This window comes from Silvibacterium dinghuense, assembly GCF_004123295.1.
GTDB lineage: Bacteria > Acidobacteriota > Terriglobia > Terriglobales > Acidobacteriaceae > Silvibacterium > Silvibacterium dinghuense.
Genome location: NZ_SDMK01000001.1, coordinates 1,507,081 through 1,521,040 on the forward strand (window position 1 = coordinate 1,507,081; position 13,960 = coordinate 1,521,040).

The 13,960-nt window shown below is 58.2% G+C and carries 12 protein-coding genes; 6 read left to right on the top strand and 6 right to left on the bottom strand.

The genetic code is table 11. The features are described from left to right. The 3 genes from ESZ00_RS05975 to ESZ00_RS05985 are packed head-to-tail and all read right to left on the bottom strand — an operon-like array spanning position 1 to position 2,887. Complete coding sequence (locus ESZ00_RS05975) at positions 1–504, bottom strand: hypothetical protein (RefSeq protein WP_129207222.1); 504 nt, start codon at positions 502–504, stop codon at positions 1–3. 12 nt (positions 505–516) lie between these two features. Continuing rightward, on the bottom strand, positions 517–1,971 hold the full coding sequence (locus ESZ00_RS05980; protein ID WP_129207223.1) for a vWA domain-containing protein: 1,455 nt from the start codon (positions 1,969–1,971) through the stop codon (positions 517–519). 1 nt (position 1,972) lies between these two features. Continuing rightward, positions 1,973–2,887, bottom strand: coding sequence for an FHA domain-containing protein (locus ESZ00_RS05985; protein WP_129207224.1), 915 nt, complete (start codon positions 2,885–2,887; stop codon positions 1,973–1,975). A 162-nt stretch (positions 2,888–3,049) separates the two neighbouring features. On the opposite strand from ESZ00_RS05985, the gene ESZ00_RS05990 reads away from it, so the two are divergent. The 6 genes from ESZ00_RS05990 to ESZ00_RS06015 all read left to right on the top strand — a co-directional run bounded on the left by ESZ00_RS05990 (position 3,050) and on the right by ESZ00_RS06015 (position 10,641). Beyond that, on the top strand, positions 3,050–4,234 hold the full coding sequence (locus ESZ00_RS05990) for a ThiF family adenylyltransferase (RefSeq protein WP_129207225.1): 1,185 nt from the start codon (positions 3,050–3,052) through the stop codon (positions 4,232–4,234). Further along, entirely contained in the window at positions 4,231–4,968 is a 738-nt protein-coding gene (locus tag ESZ00_RS05995) for a hypothetical protein (RefSeq protein WP_129207226.1), read from the top strand. Before ESZ00_RS05990 ends, ESZ00_RS05995 begins: the two co-directional genes overlap by 4 nt. A gap of 22 nt (positions 4,969–4,990) precedes the next feature. After that, positions 4,991–5,251: a hypothetical protein gene (locus ESZ00_RS06000; protein ID WP_129207227.1), complete on the top strand. Its 261-nt coding sequence runs from the start codon at positions 4,991–4,993 to the stop codon at positions 5,249–5,251. Beyond that, entirely contained in the window at positions 5,223–5,777 is a 555-nt protein-coding gene (locus tag ESZ00_RS06005; RefSeq protein ID WP_164981359.1) for a ubiquitin-conjugating enzyme E2 variant, read from the top strand. Before ESZ00_RS06000 ends, ESZ00_RS06005 begins: the two co-directional genes overlap by 29 nt. Positions 5,778–5,884: 107 nt before the next feature. Then, on the top strand, positions 5,885–6,784 hold the full coding sequence (locus ESZ00_RS06010; protein ID WP_164981360.1) for a serine/threonine-protein kinase: 900 nt from the start codon (positions 5,885–5,887) through the stop codon (positions 6,782–6,784). A gap of 551 nt (positions 6,785–7,335) precedes the next feature. Continuing rightward, positions 7,336–10,641, top strand: coding sequence for a TonB-dependent receptor (locus tag ESZ00_RS06015; protein ID WP_129207230.1), 3,306 nt, complete (start codon positions 7,336–7,338; stop codon positions 10,639–10,641). A gap of 149 nt (positions 10,642–10,790) precedes the next feature. Here ESZ00_RS06015 and ESZ00_RS06020 read toward each other — a convergent pair whose 3' ends face one another. The 3 genes from ESZ00_RS06020 to ESZ00_RS06030 form a co-directional block, all read right to left on the bottom strand. Beyond that, complete coding sequence (locus tag ESZ00_RS06020; protein ID WP_129207231.1) at positions 10,791–11,156, bottom strand: cupredoxin domain-containing protein; 366 nt, start codon at positions 11,154–11,156, stop codon at positions 10,791–10,793. 88 nt (positions 11,157–11,244) lie between these two features. Next, positions 11,245–11,727 (bottom strand): hypothetical protein, encoded by a 483-nt coding sequence (locus ESZ00_RS06025; RefSeq protein ID WP_129207232.1) that lies wholly within the window; start codon positions 11,725–11,727, stop codon positions 11,245–11,247. Further along, entirely contained in the window at positions 11,724–13,949 is a 2,226-nt protein-coding gene (locus ESZ00_RS06030; protein WP_129207233.1) for a tetratricopeptide repeat protein, read from the bottom strand. Before ESZ00_RS06030 ends, ESZ00_RS06025 begins: the two co-directional genes overlap by 4 nt. Positions 13,950–13,960 lie beyond the last annotated feature (11 nt).

Genomic DNA, 13,960 nt, shown 5'->3' on the forward strand with positions numbered 1-13,960 from the left:
TTACTCCTTCCCTTCAGCAGCCACACGCTCCAACTCGGTGCGGAGCTTGGTGAGCGCATTCACAATTTCGGCACGCTGCGCTGGATTCGTCCATGCGCGGCGAACGGCGGGCAGCTTCCACCGGTCTTTGAGGCGATAAAGCAGGTCGATGTTCGCTTTCAGATCCGCAATATCGTTGCGAAGATAGGTGACATTGCCTTCGTCATCGCGAACTTCCTGCCGCTTCTGCAGATTCTCCGGATCGAAGTCCTTAAGAGAGCGGAATTGCACCTCCGCGCGAAAAGCCGTTTCCTCTGGCCCCGCGGTGCCGGTGAATTCGAGCTTGGGCTCGAACTTGCGAAAGGCATCCGTTAGATCTTCCACCTTTACGAGCTCTTCGTTCTCGGAGGAGACTTCGCCGCCCACACGCTCCAGGGTCATGGGTAACATCGCCGCGGCCGTTGAGGTCGGCACCTTCCGAACCGACGGCGTCACTCCTTTGCGTACGACTTTTACTAGGGGCATGTGGGCTATCTCCTATTGATTAGCGGATTGAATGTGGGTACGGGGCTGAACCTGAGTCGTCTGCGAGGCCGAACGCTGAAGCGGCGCGCTCGCTGCACCAGGTCCGCCAAAACCGGAAGGCATGTTCGCTGAACGTATCTGCACGCCCGACGCAGAGGTGACCGCCGGCCGTTCGCTGCTCCACTTGCGCGGGCGGCCCTGCAGGGGACCGAGATTCCGGTCCGCCCAGACCAGGCGCGGAACCCAGAACCACAAGGCCACGAGCAACGCGGCAAGTGCCACTACGAGAATGAAATGAAAGAGGATTGCCGACCATCCGGCATCTGTGGGCGGATTTGCCGCCATCAGCGCATTGAGCTCCGCATCGGCGGCCTTGCGGTCATAGACCGGAGCGCCGGTGGCAGGACCGACCATGCGCACGACATCACCGGAAAGCACCTGGCCACCATCCAGAGTCAACTCCGGTGTCCAGGCTGGATCACGGCCCATCAGGCTCAGGCGATTATTCTCGGGCAGCAGCCACGTTATCTGAATCTCGTGGGTGGTCGCAGAGCGTGTGGTGTGAAGCGCGTCGAGCAACTGCCCGGCATCGGAAGCAAAGAGGAAGCGCGTCGATAACTTCTGCATCGCAGCGGCGTCGATCACATTCTTGTCGCCGAAACCGATACCGATTACATCGAAATGCGAGTTCTGCACCTGCGCGATCGCCTGCTGCAGACCCAGCGCGCCATCGAGCAACTGCGGATCGTCCCCAGGCTTCACCTCATTCTTGCCGTCCGTCATGACGACCAGATGCGGCTCCAGTTCGTCACGGGATATGCCCTTGCGCTGCAACTGATCGATCTCATCCTGCAACGATTGCACGCCGCTAAAAACCGCCTGGTAAAGCGCAGTGTTATTGGCAGGAGCCGGCGCAGGCAGAGCGTTGAGCTGATTCAGCAACTCAGGCTTCTGTGTCGCGTATACCGCGGCCTTGATTACCGGCACTACATCATGGCTCTGGAAGGGAACAATCGCGATATGGTCGAGCCCTGGCTGCATGCCATCCGCAAACGCAGTCACAGCTTCCTTCACCGCGGCGAAGCGGCTCGTGCTTCCCGGTGCAGGCTGATTCATACTGCCGCTGATATCCACCATCAACAGCACCACGTTCTGGCGCTGCGCACCTGCCGAGCTGAGCCCAGCGCTCGCATAAAAGGGATGCACAGAGGTGCCATCACCATTACGAAGCGTAATGGCAGTAGGCAATGCCGCGGCCACGGGAATATTGACGCGAGCAGGTTGCCCGTCCTTATCCACCGGCGTGATGCCTGCGGTCATGCATGGCTGCTGGCTAACCGGCGCGCAGTCCACCAGTGCAGGCTGCGTGCTGACACGCAGGTGCAGATCGGCAGTACCCTGCTGCGCCTGGGCCGCGAAGAAGGTGGTTGCGCTCAGGAAACCGAAGAGCACGGAGAAACGGCGCATGTTAAGCGCCTCCTTTCTTGCTCTCAAAGCGCAATGCTGTGCGGCCAATCAGGATGTCGTCGGAGGGATGCAATTCCTGAGAGCCGACAACGGTTTTGCCACGGGCACGCAGCACATACTTAGCGATCCCTTCCGGACCGCCTACATCAGGGTGCCGCGCAATAAAGTAACGTCCCTCACGCGAGAAGACCACGGCATGGCGCGGAGCAATGGCTACGTCGGGAACGCTGATATCGGCGCCCTGCTGGAATTTCGTGCCATTCTGTGCCGTCGTTGCGCTTCCGATCACGTAGGACTCATCGATATCGAGCGCCCACAACTTACGCTCTTTGCCTAACTTATTTTGTGCGCGCGCATCGCCAGAGCTGATGAAACGCAGAGAGCCTTCGCGGATCAGGGTAGGAGCGATGCCCGTTCCAAAGCCGGTGCCGGCTCCTGCGAGCATCAGTCCGGCAATCGATGCGCCACCGGGGATATGCGGGCCAAAGAGAACGAACATGGCACCACCCAGCAATCCACCCACCAGGCTTCCCGAATAGGTATGCAGCACACGTGCGCGGTTGGAATTCGCCCAGCGCAGGCCTATGCCCAGACCGATGACCGAGATACAAAGCGCCCACACCGCGAGGCGGAACAAAGAAGGCGAGGTATCCGCAACAGCATGATGCAGGCCAATCGACAGGAGAGCAGCGAGGATGCCCGACACGCCGCCGAAAAGCAGCCCGTAACCAAGAGAAGCCGCGCGCATACGCCCCAGGAGAATGCGGTCGAAGTAGAGAAAAAGCGCAATAGAGATGATGACCGCAAAGCATCCCAGATCGACGGAGTCAGGCAGGTATCTCAGGCCGCTATCGGCAAGAGGCACCATAAACAAAATGCCCAGCACGGCCGCCAGGAGTCCGCCGAGAGTACCCATCAGGGTCGCAAAGTAAAGGTTTATATATCCGTACATGAGCGAAAAATGAATTGCGGTTAGCTATCCTGGCATCTCACCAGGTCAAAATAATATCGCCGTTACGTTACAAAAGGCGCATATCGAGTGTGGTTAGAGTAGTGCGTTGGTTATAAAGTTGTCTGGGTGCTGAATTTATTTACAAGGACAACTGACATCACACCTGCTCCGTATCCCGCGAAAGAACGCTCTTTGCGGATCGTGCTGGCAGGCGCGGGTGCCTTGGGTTCCGCAGTACTCTATCAGCTGACAAAGCTGCGCCCCGCGTGGCTCACTTCCGTACTTCTGGTCGACCCGGATCAGCTCGAAGAACGCAATATCGCTCTCAGCCGATTCTTTCAGCAGGCAGCCTCATCTCAGGGGCAAAGCATCCTGACCAAGCCCAAAGCCGAAGTTTTATCAGCAGTCATTAATGATTCCGCAACCTTTTCCTGTGAAGCTGAAGTACGCGAGATTGCCGACGTAGGCTGGCAGCGGTTACGCGAGGCCGATATGCTCCTCTGCTGTGCAGACGATCCTTTAGCTCGCCTTGAAACAGCGCAGGCTGCCCGCGCACTGGGCCTGCCGCTGATCGATATCGGCGTCTTTGGCGGTGAGGAACTGCATCGTCCCGCAGGGCGAGCCCGGGTAACCTATTTTGCGCCAGATAACTTAGCCGCCTGCCAGCTATGTGGCCTAAGAGAAGATCGCAGGGCCGAGCTGCTGAGCTTTGCCGCAACCCGCTCACCCGGCTGCCGTCCGTTGCGTGCGCCGGAATCGCTTGGCCAGGCTGCGGCTCCGCCGCCGGCTATCGAAGCTGCCGCTACGGTTGTTACGGAAATTATCGAAGATTTCATAAGTTACTCCGAATCCGATCCCCGCTATCGCCATTCCTGGACCGTCAATCCGGCACATGGCGACCATTTGCCGCATGCACCGCGGCACTTACTTACGCGCAGCATCTCATGTCCATGGCACGAGGATGAGCCTGGCGGACTTATTGCGCTCGAGGACGATCGTCAGCTCGGAGACAGTCTGCACGCCGCTGCTCCCGACCAGCACTGGCGCATCCAACTTGCCTGGCCGGTGTGTATGGAAGCCCAGTGCCGTCATTGTGGAACCGTGCAGAGGACAGCACAGCGCCTCGCGGCGTTACGCCGGAGCGGGGGCTGCATGCATTGCGGAGTCACAGGAGAGATGGAACCGCGCCGCATCGTCAGCTCGCTCGGCACGCAGGATGCCGAAGCCTCGCTCACCCCAATGGAACTGGGGTTACCCCGCAGCCATATGGCGCGCCTGCGCCGCGTCATCTCGTTAGGAAGTGCGTCATGAATCCCGGGCTCGAACGCTGGACAGCATTGAGTGGATTATTGCTGCTGTTAGCCTCTGCACAATTCTTCTGCTGCCTCGGAGGAGCGGCACCGGCACTCCCTGCCAGCCTGCTGCTAGGTGCCGGCGTAACGTGGCTGATCTTTCGCGCTTTTGCCCCGGTTACGCTGTGGGCAGTTCCGCTGGCCATTACTTTTACCGACTTAGCAGCCATTCTCATCGCCGAGCTTGGACTTAGGCCATCGTTCGCCCTCTGGTTCTGCCCACTGCTTGCCGGCGGAACGTCGCTCGCTACCCTTGTGCTCCTGCGCCGCAACCAGGCAAAGTGCACACTCTGCCATCGTCATCTCAGCCGGCAGGCCGTCGTCTTCCGCTGCCCTCGATGCCAGAACGAGGTCTGCGATGAAACCTGCTGGAGCTTCGAACATCGACGCTGCCAGCTCTGCCTGGAACAGCGCGTTCCGGTGTTGCCGATCAGCGATACATGGTGGCAGAAGGTAACCGGCCCGCGGATGATGCATGGCCGCTGCCAGCTCTGTCTTGCAGCGCCGGAAACCGCCGATTTGCGGGCCTGTCCACGCTGCCGTCGCGCACAGTGCCGCTCCTGCTGGGACTTTAACAACGGAGAATGTGCACGCTGCGGGGAGACACTGCCGGAACTTCCTGCATCCCTTACTATTGCGATGGCCAAGGTGGCTAGCGCATACACCACAGGCTCCACACCATCCCGGATATAACCCGGACAAAGGAATAGCTTCGATGCCTAAGTATCAAATGTACTTTGACACCATCAGTGGTGAGACTAAGTACAATGTCGACATCGACGAGACAGAAACCCTGACCATGGTCCTTGAGGAAATCCTCTACGACCTGCGTGAGCGGGGCGAAGTATTGAAGGGAGACGGCGAACCGGAAGTGATCTGGGACGGCTCCAGTCTCGATTTTGCCACTCCGCTCCCGGAACAGGGCGTACACCCCAACGATGTCCTCCGTGTATCGACCATTGCCAGCAACGGCTGAACCTCCGGCAGCCTCCCTGTGGGCCACGCGGCTCGCAGGAGAATGGCGCCTGCTTGCAGCTCTTGCCGAGCTGAATCCTGAACGTATGACTGGCCTGCGGCAGGAAGACAACACCTTTCATCTCACCCTGCGAGATGTCCCCGCACTCACGCGGAGCGGCGGCATCGAACGTACTCACGCATTGAGAATCGAGTTCCCCGAGTACTTTCCTGCCATGCCGATGGAACTCTATCTTGACCGCCCCATGCAGCACCCCAATATCCATCCAGACACTGGCTTTATGTGCCTGTGGGACCGGCATCGCGCCACACATACCTGCGAGGTAGCCCTGCATAAGGCAGTAGCCATTCTGACCTGGACCCTGCACAATTCCGCGCAAGTGCATGTGATGCAGCCAGCTGCGCTGGCCTCCATGAAAGAGAAGGGTGATAGTGTGCGAGCGCAGCTCGCCTGTACGCCTCTGACAGGACTTACTCCTCCAGTTATGTCTCCGGTTACGATGCCGCGGCGCCGGAGACTTTCGTGATCCAGATGCTCAATCTCGGCCACTCAGGCAGTACGCCATCCCAAGGCTCGGAATCCATGCCCGATCAAGCGGCCAGCCCATCCGGGGAACGTATGAGCAGGGAACGCATGAGAGAGCTGCGCAACCTCGCCCTGGAGATGCAATCCCTTCTCGGCGCGCGATGGGAAGTGCTCGACTGCCTCGCGCTTGGCGGCATGGCGACCATTCTGCAATTGCGTCATCGCATCCACAAAGGCTTATTTGTTGCCAAGGCGCTGCGCCCCGAGCTGGCAGACCGGCCGGAGATTCTGCGCAGCTTTCATGCCGAGGCACGGAATGCCTCGCTCGTCGGCGGCCATCCGAATGCTGTACCGGTTTTCGATGTGCTCGATGCAGGCGGGCTTCCGGTGCTGCTGATGCCCTTCATCGAAGGAGAGGACCTGGACGCTTTCATCCAGCGGCATGGGCCTCTTTCCCGCATCCAGACGCTGCAATTTGCGACGCAGATCAGCAGCCTGCTCTGCCATGCGGAGTCGTATGGCATCTCGCACGGCGATCTCTCTCCCGGCAACATACGCCTCGACCAATTCGGCCGCTATCGCGTATTGGATTTCGGCCTGTCGCGCATGCAAAACAACGACGACCCCTATCAACCGTTTTCCGCCGGCACGCCACTCTATACGAGCCCCGAGCAGCTTCGTGGCGAAGCTCCGGACATACGTACCGACCTGTACGAGCTGGGTCTTGTGATCGTGGAAGTCATGACTGGGAAACCGCTCATGCAGGCTGACTCCCTGAAGGCAATCCGTCAGCGCCACCTGGATGGCATCTCCGCTCTGCCTGCGGCGATCGAAGCGGATGCCCCGCTTGCACGCTTATTGCGCCGTATGCTCGCCCGGGAACGCAGCGAGCGCCTGCGTGGCGCAGCGGAACTTTCACGCGCGCTCGAGCAGCTCGGCTTTCAGCCGCAAGAGCTGATGCGCCCCGACGCAGCGTCCACGCGGCGCGGTCGAATCTCCACGCGATAGCGCGTTCAGAATACCTTGCAACTCCAGTCGAAAGATTGGAACCCATCCATATTTCGGCACGCCATCACGACACGCCGTCCCGGCAACAGCATGCCGAATAAGGTTAAGGTTATGCGCCGTATATATTTTTTTTGTCGCCTAACATCCCCGCGGCCATGTTATTTCAATCATGTTACTATCGGGCACACATGCTGAATGAGGCCATTCCTTCGCGTCGCTGTTGTTACTCCCGCTAGCTTCTACGCGCCCAAGCCTTTACCGCCATTGCATCGGCTATCTGCTTTGCCCCCTGAAATTTCTGACATTTTCGCTTTTTTTCGCGCGGTGTGATTTCAAGATTCAACATGATAGCGGTATATCAACCGCTGCGTCCCCGGGCCAGAACTCTTCAGCAGTATTCGCAGTCGTAACTAAAGCTGTATCCGCAACGCGTTCCGGAAACACTCCGAACGCGTCGGCGCACATACATACACACTCCACCACGGTGAACCTGCTTACAGTCGGTCCACCGTTGCAGACGATGTACTTTGCTTTACTTCTGGAGGCTGTACATGCAGGTAAATGCATTTTGGGGGCGGACGTTCTTCGCCCTGTTTGCGCTGTTGCTGCTTCACCCCGTCCTGTCCACTGCCCAAACCTTTCGCGGTACGATCAACGGAACCGTCACCGATCCCTCGGGTGCGGCTGTCACCGGTGCCAAAGTAACAGCGACCGACACATCCACCGGAGCGGTGCGCGGTACGATTTCATCCGGTGCGGGTGAGTTCTCCTTCAGCGATCTTCCGCTGAGCACCTACACCATCAAGCTGGAAGCCGCGGGCTTCCAGGCCACAGAAATCAACGGGGTCCAGGTACTGGCCGGCAAGGTGTATACGCTGCCGGTCAAGCTGTCCGTGGCGCAGCAGGCCTCCACGGTCGAGGTTTCGGCCGAGGCTCTGACCCTCGACACGACCACCACCACGCAGACGACCACCCTCGACTCGAAGTCACTGCAGGACACGCCGCTGAATGGCCGCGACTTTACACAGCTTTTCAGCACTTCCCCATCCTTTGCCGGCTACGGCAACTCCGGCTCGGTGAATGGCATGCGCGGCAACCAGGTCAACTACACGATTGACGGCACGGATAACAACGATCTCTATCTCGACGTCGATGCAGTCAACCAGGGCGGCATCAGCGGCATCGCTGGCGTCATTTATCCCATCGACGCACTCGACGAGTACTCGCTGCAGACGACGGGCAACAGCGAATCCGGACGCAGCCCAGGCGGCACTCTGAACATCACCACCAAATCGGGCACCAATCAGTTCCACGGATCAGCTTATTACTTCAACCGCAATGAGGCGCTGGCCGTCGCTTCGCCCTTTACGGCACCCGGCTCACCGGAACAGCCGCTGCGCAACCAGAACTGGGGCGGCTCACTGGGCGGCCCGATCTGGCACGATCACACCTTCTTCTTCCTCACCTATGAGGAGCAGAAGTTCGTCATCGGCGAAGCGAATACCGTAACCGAGCCTTCTCCGGCCTACGAGGCGCTGGCGCTGGCGGAGCTGAGTAAATATAACGTTGCTGCAAGCCAGGTCTCGAAGCAGATCCTGAGCACCCTATGGGACCCGAGCGAGATTGCCAACCTTTCCGCGACGCCGGGCAACTACCAAAGCAGCGCGCCGCAAAGCGGATACAGTCATAACATCGTCGCCAAGGTGGACCACAACATCAGCGACCGGAGCCATCTCTCTGCACGCTGGTACTTCGGCCAGGGCTATGCTCAGGCTCCCGATTGCGTATTTGTCTGCTCCTATCTGCCTGAGTACTTCCAGACCGTCCCTTCGCACATCCAGAACTACGATGCGGTATGGAATTACAGCTTGCGTCCTAACCTGAGCAACCAGCTCGCCGCAGGCGTCAGCTACTTCACGCAGGGATTCGCCGATGCGGTGCACACCCAGAATCCGCTGACACTCGCCGGCCTCAATACCGGCGCCAGCTTGTCCGGCGCGCCGCAGGTTGCCATCAATGGCTTCGACTCGATTGGTGTCACACCCACCTCCGGCCGCAATGATATTACCGGTCATATCTCAGACACGCTGTCCTGGACAATCGGCAGGCATCAGCTGCGTTTCGGGCTTGAATATCGCCGCGCCTATATCGATCTTTACTACAACTGGGGAGGCCGTGGCGCCTTCAACTTCGGCACCGGCGGCGTGCTCGGCCCCTGGGCCAACGACACCACGGTCACCGACTCGAATATCCTGAACCTGGCCGATTTCATGGCTGGCTATTCGTACCAGTCCACGATCACTCTCGGCACGCAGGAGCGCTTCATCTACACCCACACCGGGTCCGCTTTCGCTGAGGACTCCCTGCAACTCACGCCAAAGCTCAACCTCAATCTTGGCCTGCGCTACGACTATCAGCAGCCCTTCTACACCAACGATCCGAATCTCTCCATCTTCGCTCCGAACAATGGCGGCCTCGTGGTGGCGGGCTCGGGCAATGGCACCCCGGATTACATCTACAACAGCAACAAGCTCAATTTCTCGCCGCGCTTCGGTGTTGCCTACCAGGTGCGCAACGACACCGTGATCCGCGCCAATTACGGTATTTATTTCGATCAGCCTGCAGGCCAGGCGTTCTTCGGCAACATCGGCATTCCCAACGGTGGCGCAGGCGGCGTCAATAACAATCCTGTCGGCAGCGAACCCAACGAATCGATCGTGCTGGGAGTCTCCAATCCTCTGGCGCCCATCTGGACTTACAACCAGACGACGCCGATCTTCACAGCCAGCCAGGGCCTGCCCACCGGCGACAACGTTGTCTCCATCTATTCGGTCAGCCGTAACTTCAAAACACCCTATGCCGAACTCTTCGGTCTGAATGTCGAACAGGGCCTGGGCAAAGCATGGCAGCTGAATGTCGGCTATGTGGGCACGGTCAGCCGCCACAACCTCGTGCTGCAGGATATCAACCAGTCGGCCGTCGTTCCCGGCGAACAGCTGGATCAAAGCACTGCGACGGTGACAACCTCATCGGGATATACCTTCTCGGCCCAGCAGGCTTCGCGCCCCTACTTCAGCCAATACCCCAACTTCGGCATCATCAACCAGATCAACACAGCCGCCTCATCCAGCTATAACTCTCTGCAGGTAACGCTGCGCAGCAGCTCATGGCATGGACTGATCAGCCAATTCGCCTATGCCTGGAGCCATAACCTGGATGATTCCAGCGTCTTCAATGTTCTTCCGCAGAATTCGGCGAACCTGGCCGGCGACTGGGGAAATGCCAACGCGGATATCCGCAATCACTTCGCGGCCTATCTCAACTATGAAATCCCTACCCTTTCGTTCGGGCCTCGCGCTCTGACGCATGGATGGGAGGTGAACGGCATCCTCAAGTTCCAGAACGGCGAGCCGGTCAACGTGCTCACCGGCCAGGACAACAGCGGCACCGGCGAAAATGAGGACCGCGCCAGCATCACGGGCACGGCGCTCAACAGCAACCGTTCCGTGCAGGAGCACTCCTACGCGCAGTACCTCAATCCGAACAGCTTTGTGGTACCGGAGGCTGGCACGTATGGCAATCTCGGCCGCAACCAGGTGATCGGGCCCGGCTTCGGTGACGTGGACCTGTCGCTGATCAAGAACACCTTTCTCTATAAGGAGCGCATCCGTGCGCAGTTCCGAGTGGAGATGTTCAATGTCTTCAATCGCGTCAACCTCGCCCAGCCCGCCGCAAGCCTTGGCGACGGCTCTTCCTTCGGCTGGAGCACCTCGACCATCGGCGTCTCCTACGGCGCGCCTGGCATCGGCTCCGGCGAACCGTACAACACGCAGCTAGCCTTGAAGATCCTTTTTTAAAGGCTTCTCCTCTCTCTCGAGCCGGCCGATTCGGGCCGGCTCATTTTTTTGCAGCATGCAAGCAGACGCAAGGTAGCGCCTCGATACCTCTTTGAGCTGAATATCGAATGAGCAAACACGGGAATTTAGCTGCGCGAGTACTTTCACGCCTATTGCCTCTGCTCGATCACATGCACGACAAACGCTATCTTGTCGTGATCGGCTCCGCAGTACCGCGTGCACATCCCGGTAAAATCTCCGGCGGCTGAAGGAGTAATCACAACCTCACTGACCGGATTGCCGGCAATCGGCACATCGATCTGCAAGCCGGGAATCGCGATGCTATGAGGGACATCATCGGAGATAAAGGTAAGACGAACCGTGCGGCCGGCCTGCAACGTGATTTGCGATGGAACAAAGGCATAGCGCTTCGCATGAATGACGATCGCCGGCGCAGACGTTTCTGCAAGTACATGACCCGCTGAATGGGAACCACTGCTCGACAATACGCAAACGGTTGCCGCAGTGACGAGCATGCGAAAGATCAGGCTCCGGTTCTGCCTGATTTCTGTCTTGCCAGCTGCAGTGTTATTCCTGCACACAGCTCTCTGCACTCCTGATCTCTCAAAACAGATTGCCCACAACCTGCTCGGCAATCAGGATTGTCTTTTCGGAAAGCTGTTGCCGGACGGCAGGAGTATCTGGATCACCGTGACTGCGCACGATGACGAAGAACGACTTGTCCCGGACCCGCCCCATCACCTGCGCTCCATGCATGCGGTGTGCGCCAATGCTGCACACCGCAGCCTCATTCCCAATCCCTATGAGTGGAGTTTTCGGCGATGCACATTGCACTTCCGGCTGCGTGGAATTCGAACCATGATCGGGAACGCCTTGCACTGCAATCTCTACGCTGTAAGCCGCTTCACCATCGCGGTAATCGAAGGTACACCGGTTGCCGTCGGCAGCAACTGAGGTGTGCGCCTCGCGCACTGCCCCATCGGGAGAATCTGTAACCGTAGCCTGGTTTACCCATGGGCATGCTGTCTGCGCATGGCAATGCAACGCGAACATCATCAGCAGCAAAAGCCAGCCTCGGCTCCTCATGGCTGTCCACCTTGCGATTTCATCGCGCCAGCCTGCAAAGGAGAACCACCGCCTGGAAGGTCGGTATGCACGTGCCATGGGATACTCTCCCCAGAAAGCTCTGGATGCCGTCGCAGGAAGTCCAGAGAGTCCGTACGAGCGTCCGAATTGATCTTTTCCGTGACAAACAGTGCCTGCTGCTCCGCTGCTTCTTTCGTCTTTCCCATGCGGTGATAGAGGATCGAGAGATTGTAGTGCGCGGCGAGATCATCCGGATCGATGGCCTGCAGCGCTTCGAACTGCTGCGTGGAGTGCTCGTAATCGCCCTGGCGATAATACGCGATGCCCAGTTCACGACGCGCGTCGCGCGACTGCGGATACTGCTGCACCACCTCCTGAAGATCGGCCAGCTCGGCGCTGATATTGCTCGCTCTCCTCTCGAGAAGCGCAGCGTAGTAGAGAGCACGCGCATTATCGGGAGTAAGCGCCAGCGCTTTATTGATGCTGACCCGTGCTGAATCATATTTCTCCCACTGGATCTCAGTCAGTGCAATATTCGTATAACCATCCGCATAATCCGGCCTGAGCTTGACGACCTCCCCGAATGCCTGAACAGCCTCCGCATACTGAAACTCGTCGAGATATGCGATGCCAAGATTGTTCCAGCGCATCCAGTCGGGGTTGTCGGCGGGATCGGGTGGCACCGGAGTGTTTTCGCCAAGATTCAGTGTGCGGCTGCGCGAGGCCAGCTGAATCACCGGATAGTTCGGATGATCTTTGCCGAATACATTATTCAGATAGCTCTGCCGGAAATGCCGATAGTTCACATTCGCCGTGATGGTCATCGGCCCCTTCACGTCTGCAGGAATGCGGAAGCGATAGCGCACCAGCGTGGACCGGCCTGCCTGAACCGTGTTGTCATACGCTACAGAGCGGATCGTCCAGACCTTGTGGTTGTCGACAAACTCACCATCCACATTCACCGGTCTATTCGTGAAGCTATGCGCATGCTCGTCGAGCATGCCATCGGGCTTCAGGAAGCCGCTATGGTAAATTTCTCTGCCGCTTGCATCCTTTACGATGAACTCGGTCCACGCCTCGTAAAGGTCTCGCACTTCCGGAATAAGAGAATGCCCGATGTTTTTATTTTGAATAACCACATAGGCATCCAACGTATCGTTCGGAGCGATCTGAAAGGATGTGGAGCCCAGCGGAGCAGCCATGCTGCCGTCACTCGCCTTTTTGATCGCAAAGATATCCACGTTCAGATAATTGCCGGCCTTGAGAAAGTCCACCGTTTTCTTGAGCTGCTCGTCGAAGCCGTAATAAAAAGGTACAGCCGTATTGCCCGCGGTCCAGCTATGCGAGGCAAAGGTCCCGTTTTTCGCACCATAGTCCGGGAGCGTGTTGGGTGCGCGCTTCATATGGCAGTTCTGGCAGGTAGTAAAGTCGCCAGAGTAGAAAGTCAGCGGATTGCGATGCGAGAACTTAGAATTCTGCCACTCGTCATAACTTGAGAACGCACTGATGAATTTGAAGTCGTTAAGGTGCTCCGGCAGATTCGCCTTGTGGCATGCCGCACAGAATTCCGGCGTGCGATAGAACGGCTGCATGACGGCACGAACATGCCGGTCCGTGTGCATGAGGATCTCTTCATAGGGAACCTCACCCGGGATTCGCTTTCCATTTTCATCGACCATCACGGCCGGCACGCCCATGATGTAGCCACCATTTCCGCTGGTCGACTGCAAACCCTGAATCGAGTGACAAACCATGCAGCTCACGCCGTTGTCGTCGAACTTCCTGTTCACCTGCGAGGTTTGTGTAAGGCCACCCGCAAGCATACCGATAGGGTTGTGACAGCTGTCGCAATGGCGCGAGAACTCGATTCCCTTGGTGCGGATCAGGATATTCACGCTCGCCCGGTAGAACGGCGCGCGAAAGGCATTGGAGTGCAACGCCTGTCGCCACTGATGGTAAGCCTCCTGATGGCAGTGCGCACAATACGAAGGGTCCGGGAAAGCTCCGGGCTGGATAAAACTATTGCCTTCAATCTTGGCGTCGCTCGGAGCGAAGGGCTGATCCTTGCCAAAGCGGAAGTTATACGTCTGGCCGATCGTCTGCGAATATTTTTCGCGTTCTTCCGGAGTCCATACTTTACTCACCACGGCGGGATAAGCAGTACCACTCGCAGGCGCATGCTTCTCCATCGTAGAAGCCGGTTTTGCATTCTCCTGCGGCATCGCCTGGCTCC

Bases quoted from the DNA above. Each gene is read 5' to 3' on its own strand.
- ESZ00_RS05975 (WP_129207222.1), bottom strand. From the start codon at position 504: ATGCCCCTAGTAAAAGTCGTACGCAAAGGAGTGACGCCGTCGGTTCGG.
- ESZ00_RS05980 (WP_129207223.1), bottom strand. From the start codon at position 1,971: ATGCGCCGTTTCTCCGTGCTCTTCGGTTTCCTGAGCGCAACCACCTTC.
- ESZ00_RS05985 (WP_129207224.1), bottom strand. From the start codon at position 2,887: ATGGGTACTCTCGGCGGACTCCTGGCGGCCGTGCTGGGCATTTTGTTT.
- ESZ00_RS05995 (WP_129207226.1), top strand. From the start codon at position 4,231: ATGAATCCCGGGCTCGAACGCTGGACAGCATTGAGTGGATTATTGCTG.
- ESZ00_RS06000 (WP_129207227.1), top strand. From the start codon at position 4,991: ATGCCTAAGTATCAAATGTACTTTGACACCATCAGTGGTGAGACTAAG.
- ESZ00_RS06010 (WP_164981360.1), top strand. From the start codon at position 5,885: ATGAGAGAGCTGCGCAACCTCGCCCTGGAGATGCAATCCCTTCTCGGC.
- ESZ00_RS06015 (WP_129207230.1), top strand. From the start codon at position 7,336: ATGCAGGTAAATGCATTTTGGGGGCGGACGTTCTTCGCCCTGTTTGCG.
- ESZ00_RS06020 (WP_129207231.1), bottom strand. From the start codon at position 11,156: ATGCTCGTCACTGCGGCAACCGTTTGCGTATTGTCGAGCAGTGGTTCC.
- ESZ00_RS06025 (WP_129207232.1), bottom strand. From the start codon at position 11,727: ATGAGGAGCCGAGGCTGGCTTTTGCTGCTGATGATGTTCGCGTTGCAT.
- ESZ00_RS06030 (WP_129207233.1), bottom strand. From the start codon at position 13,949: ATGCCGCAGGAGAATGCAAAACCGGCTTCTACGATGGAGAAGCATGCG.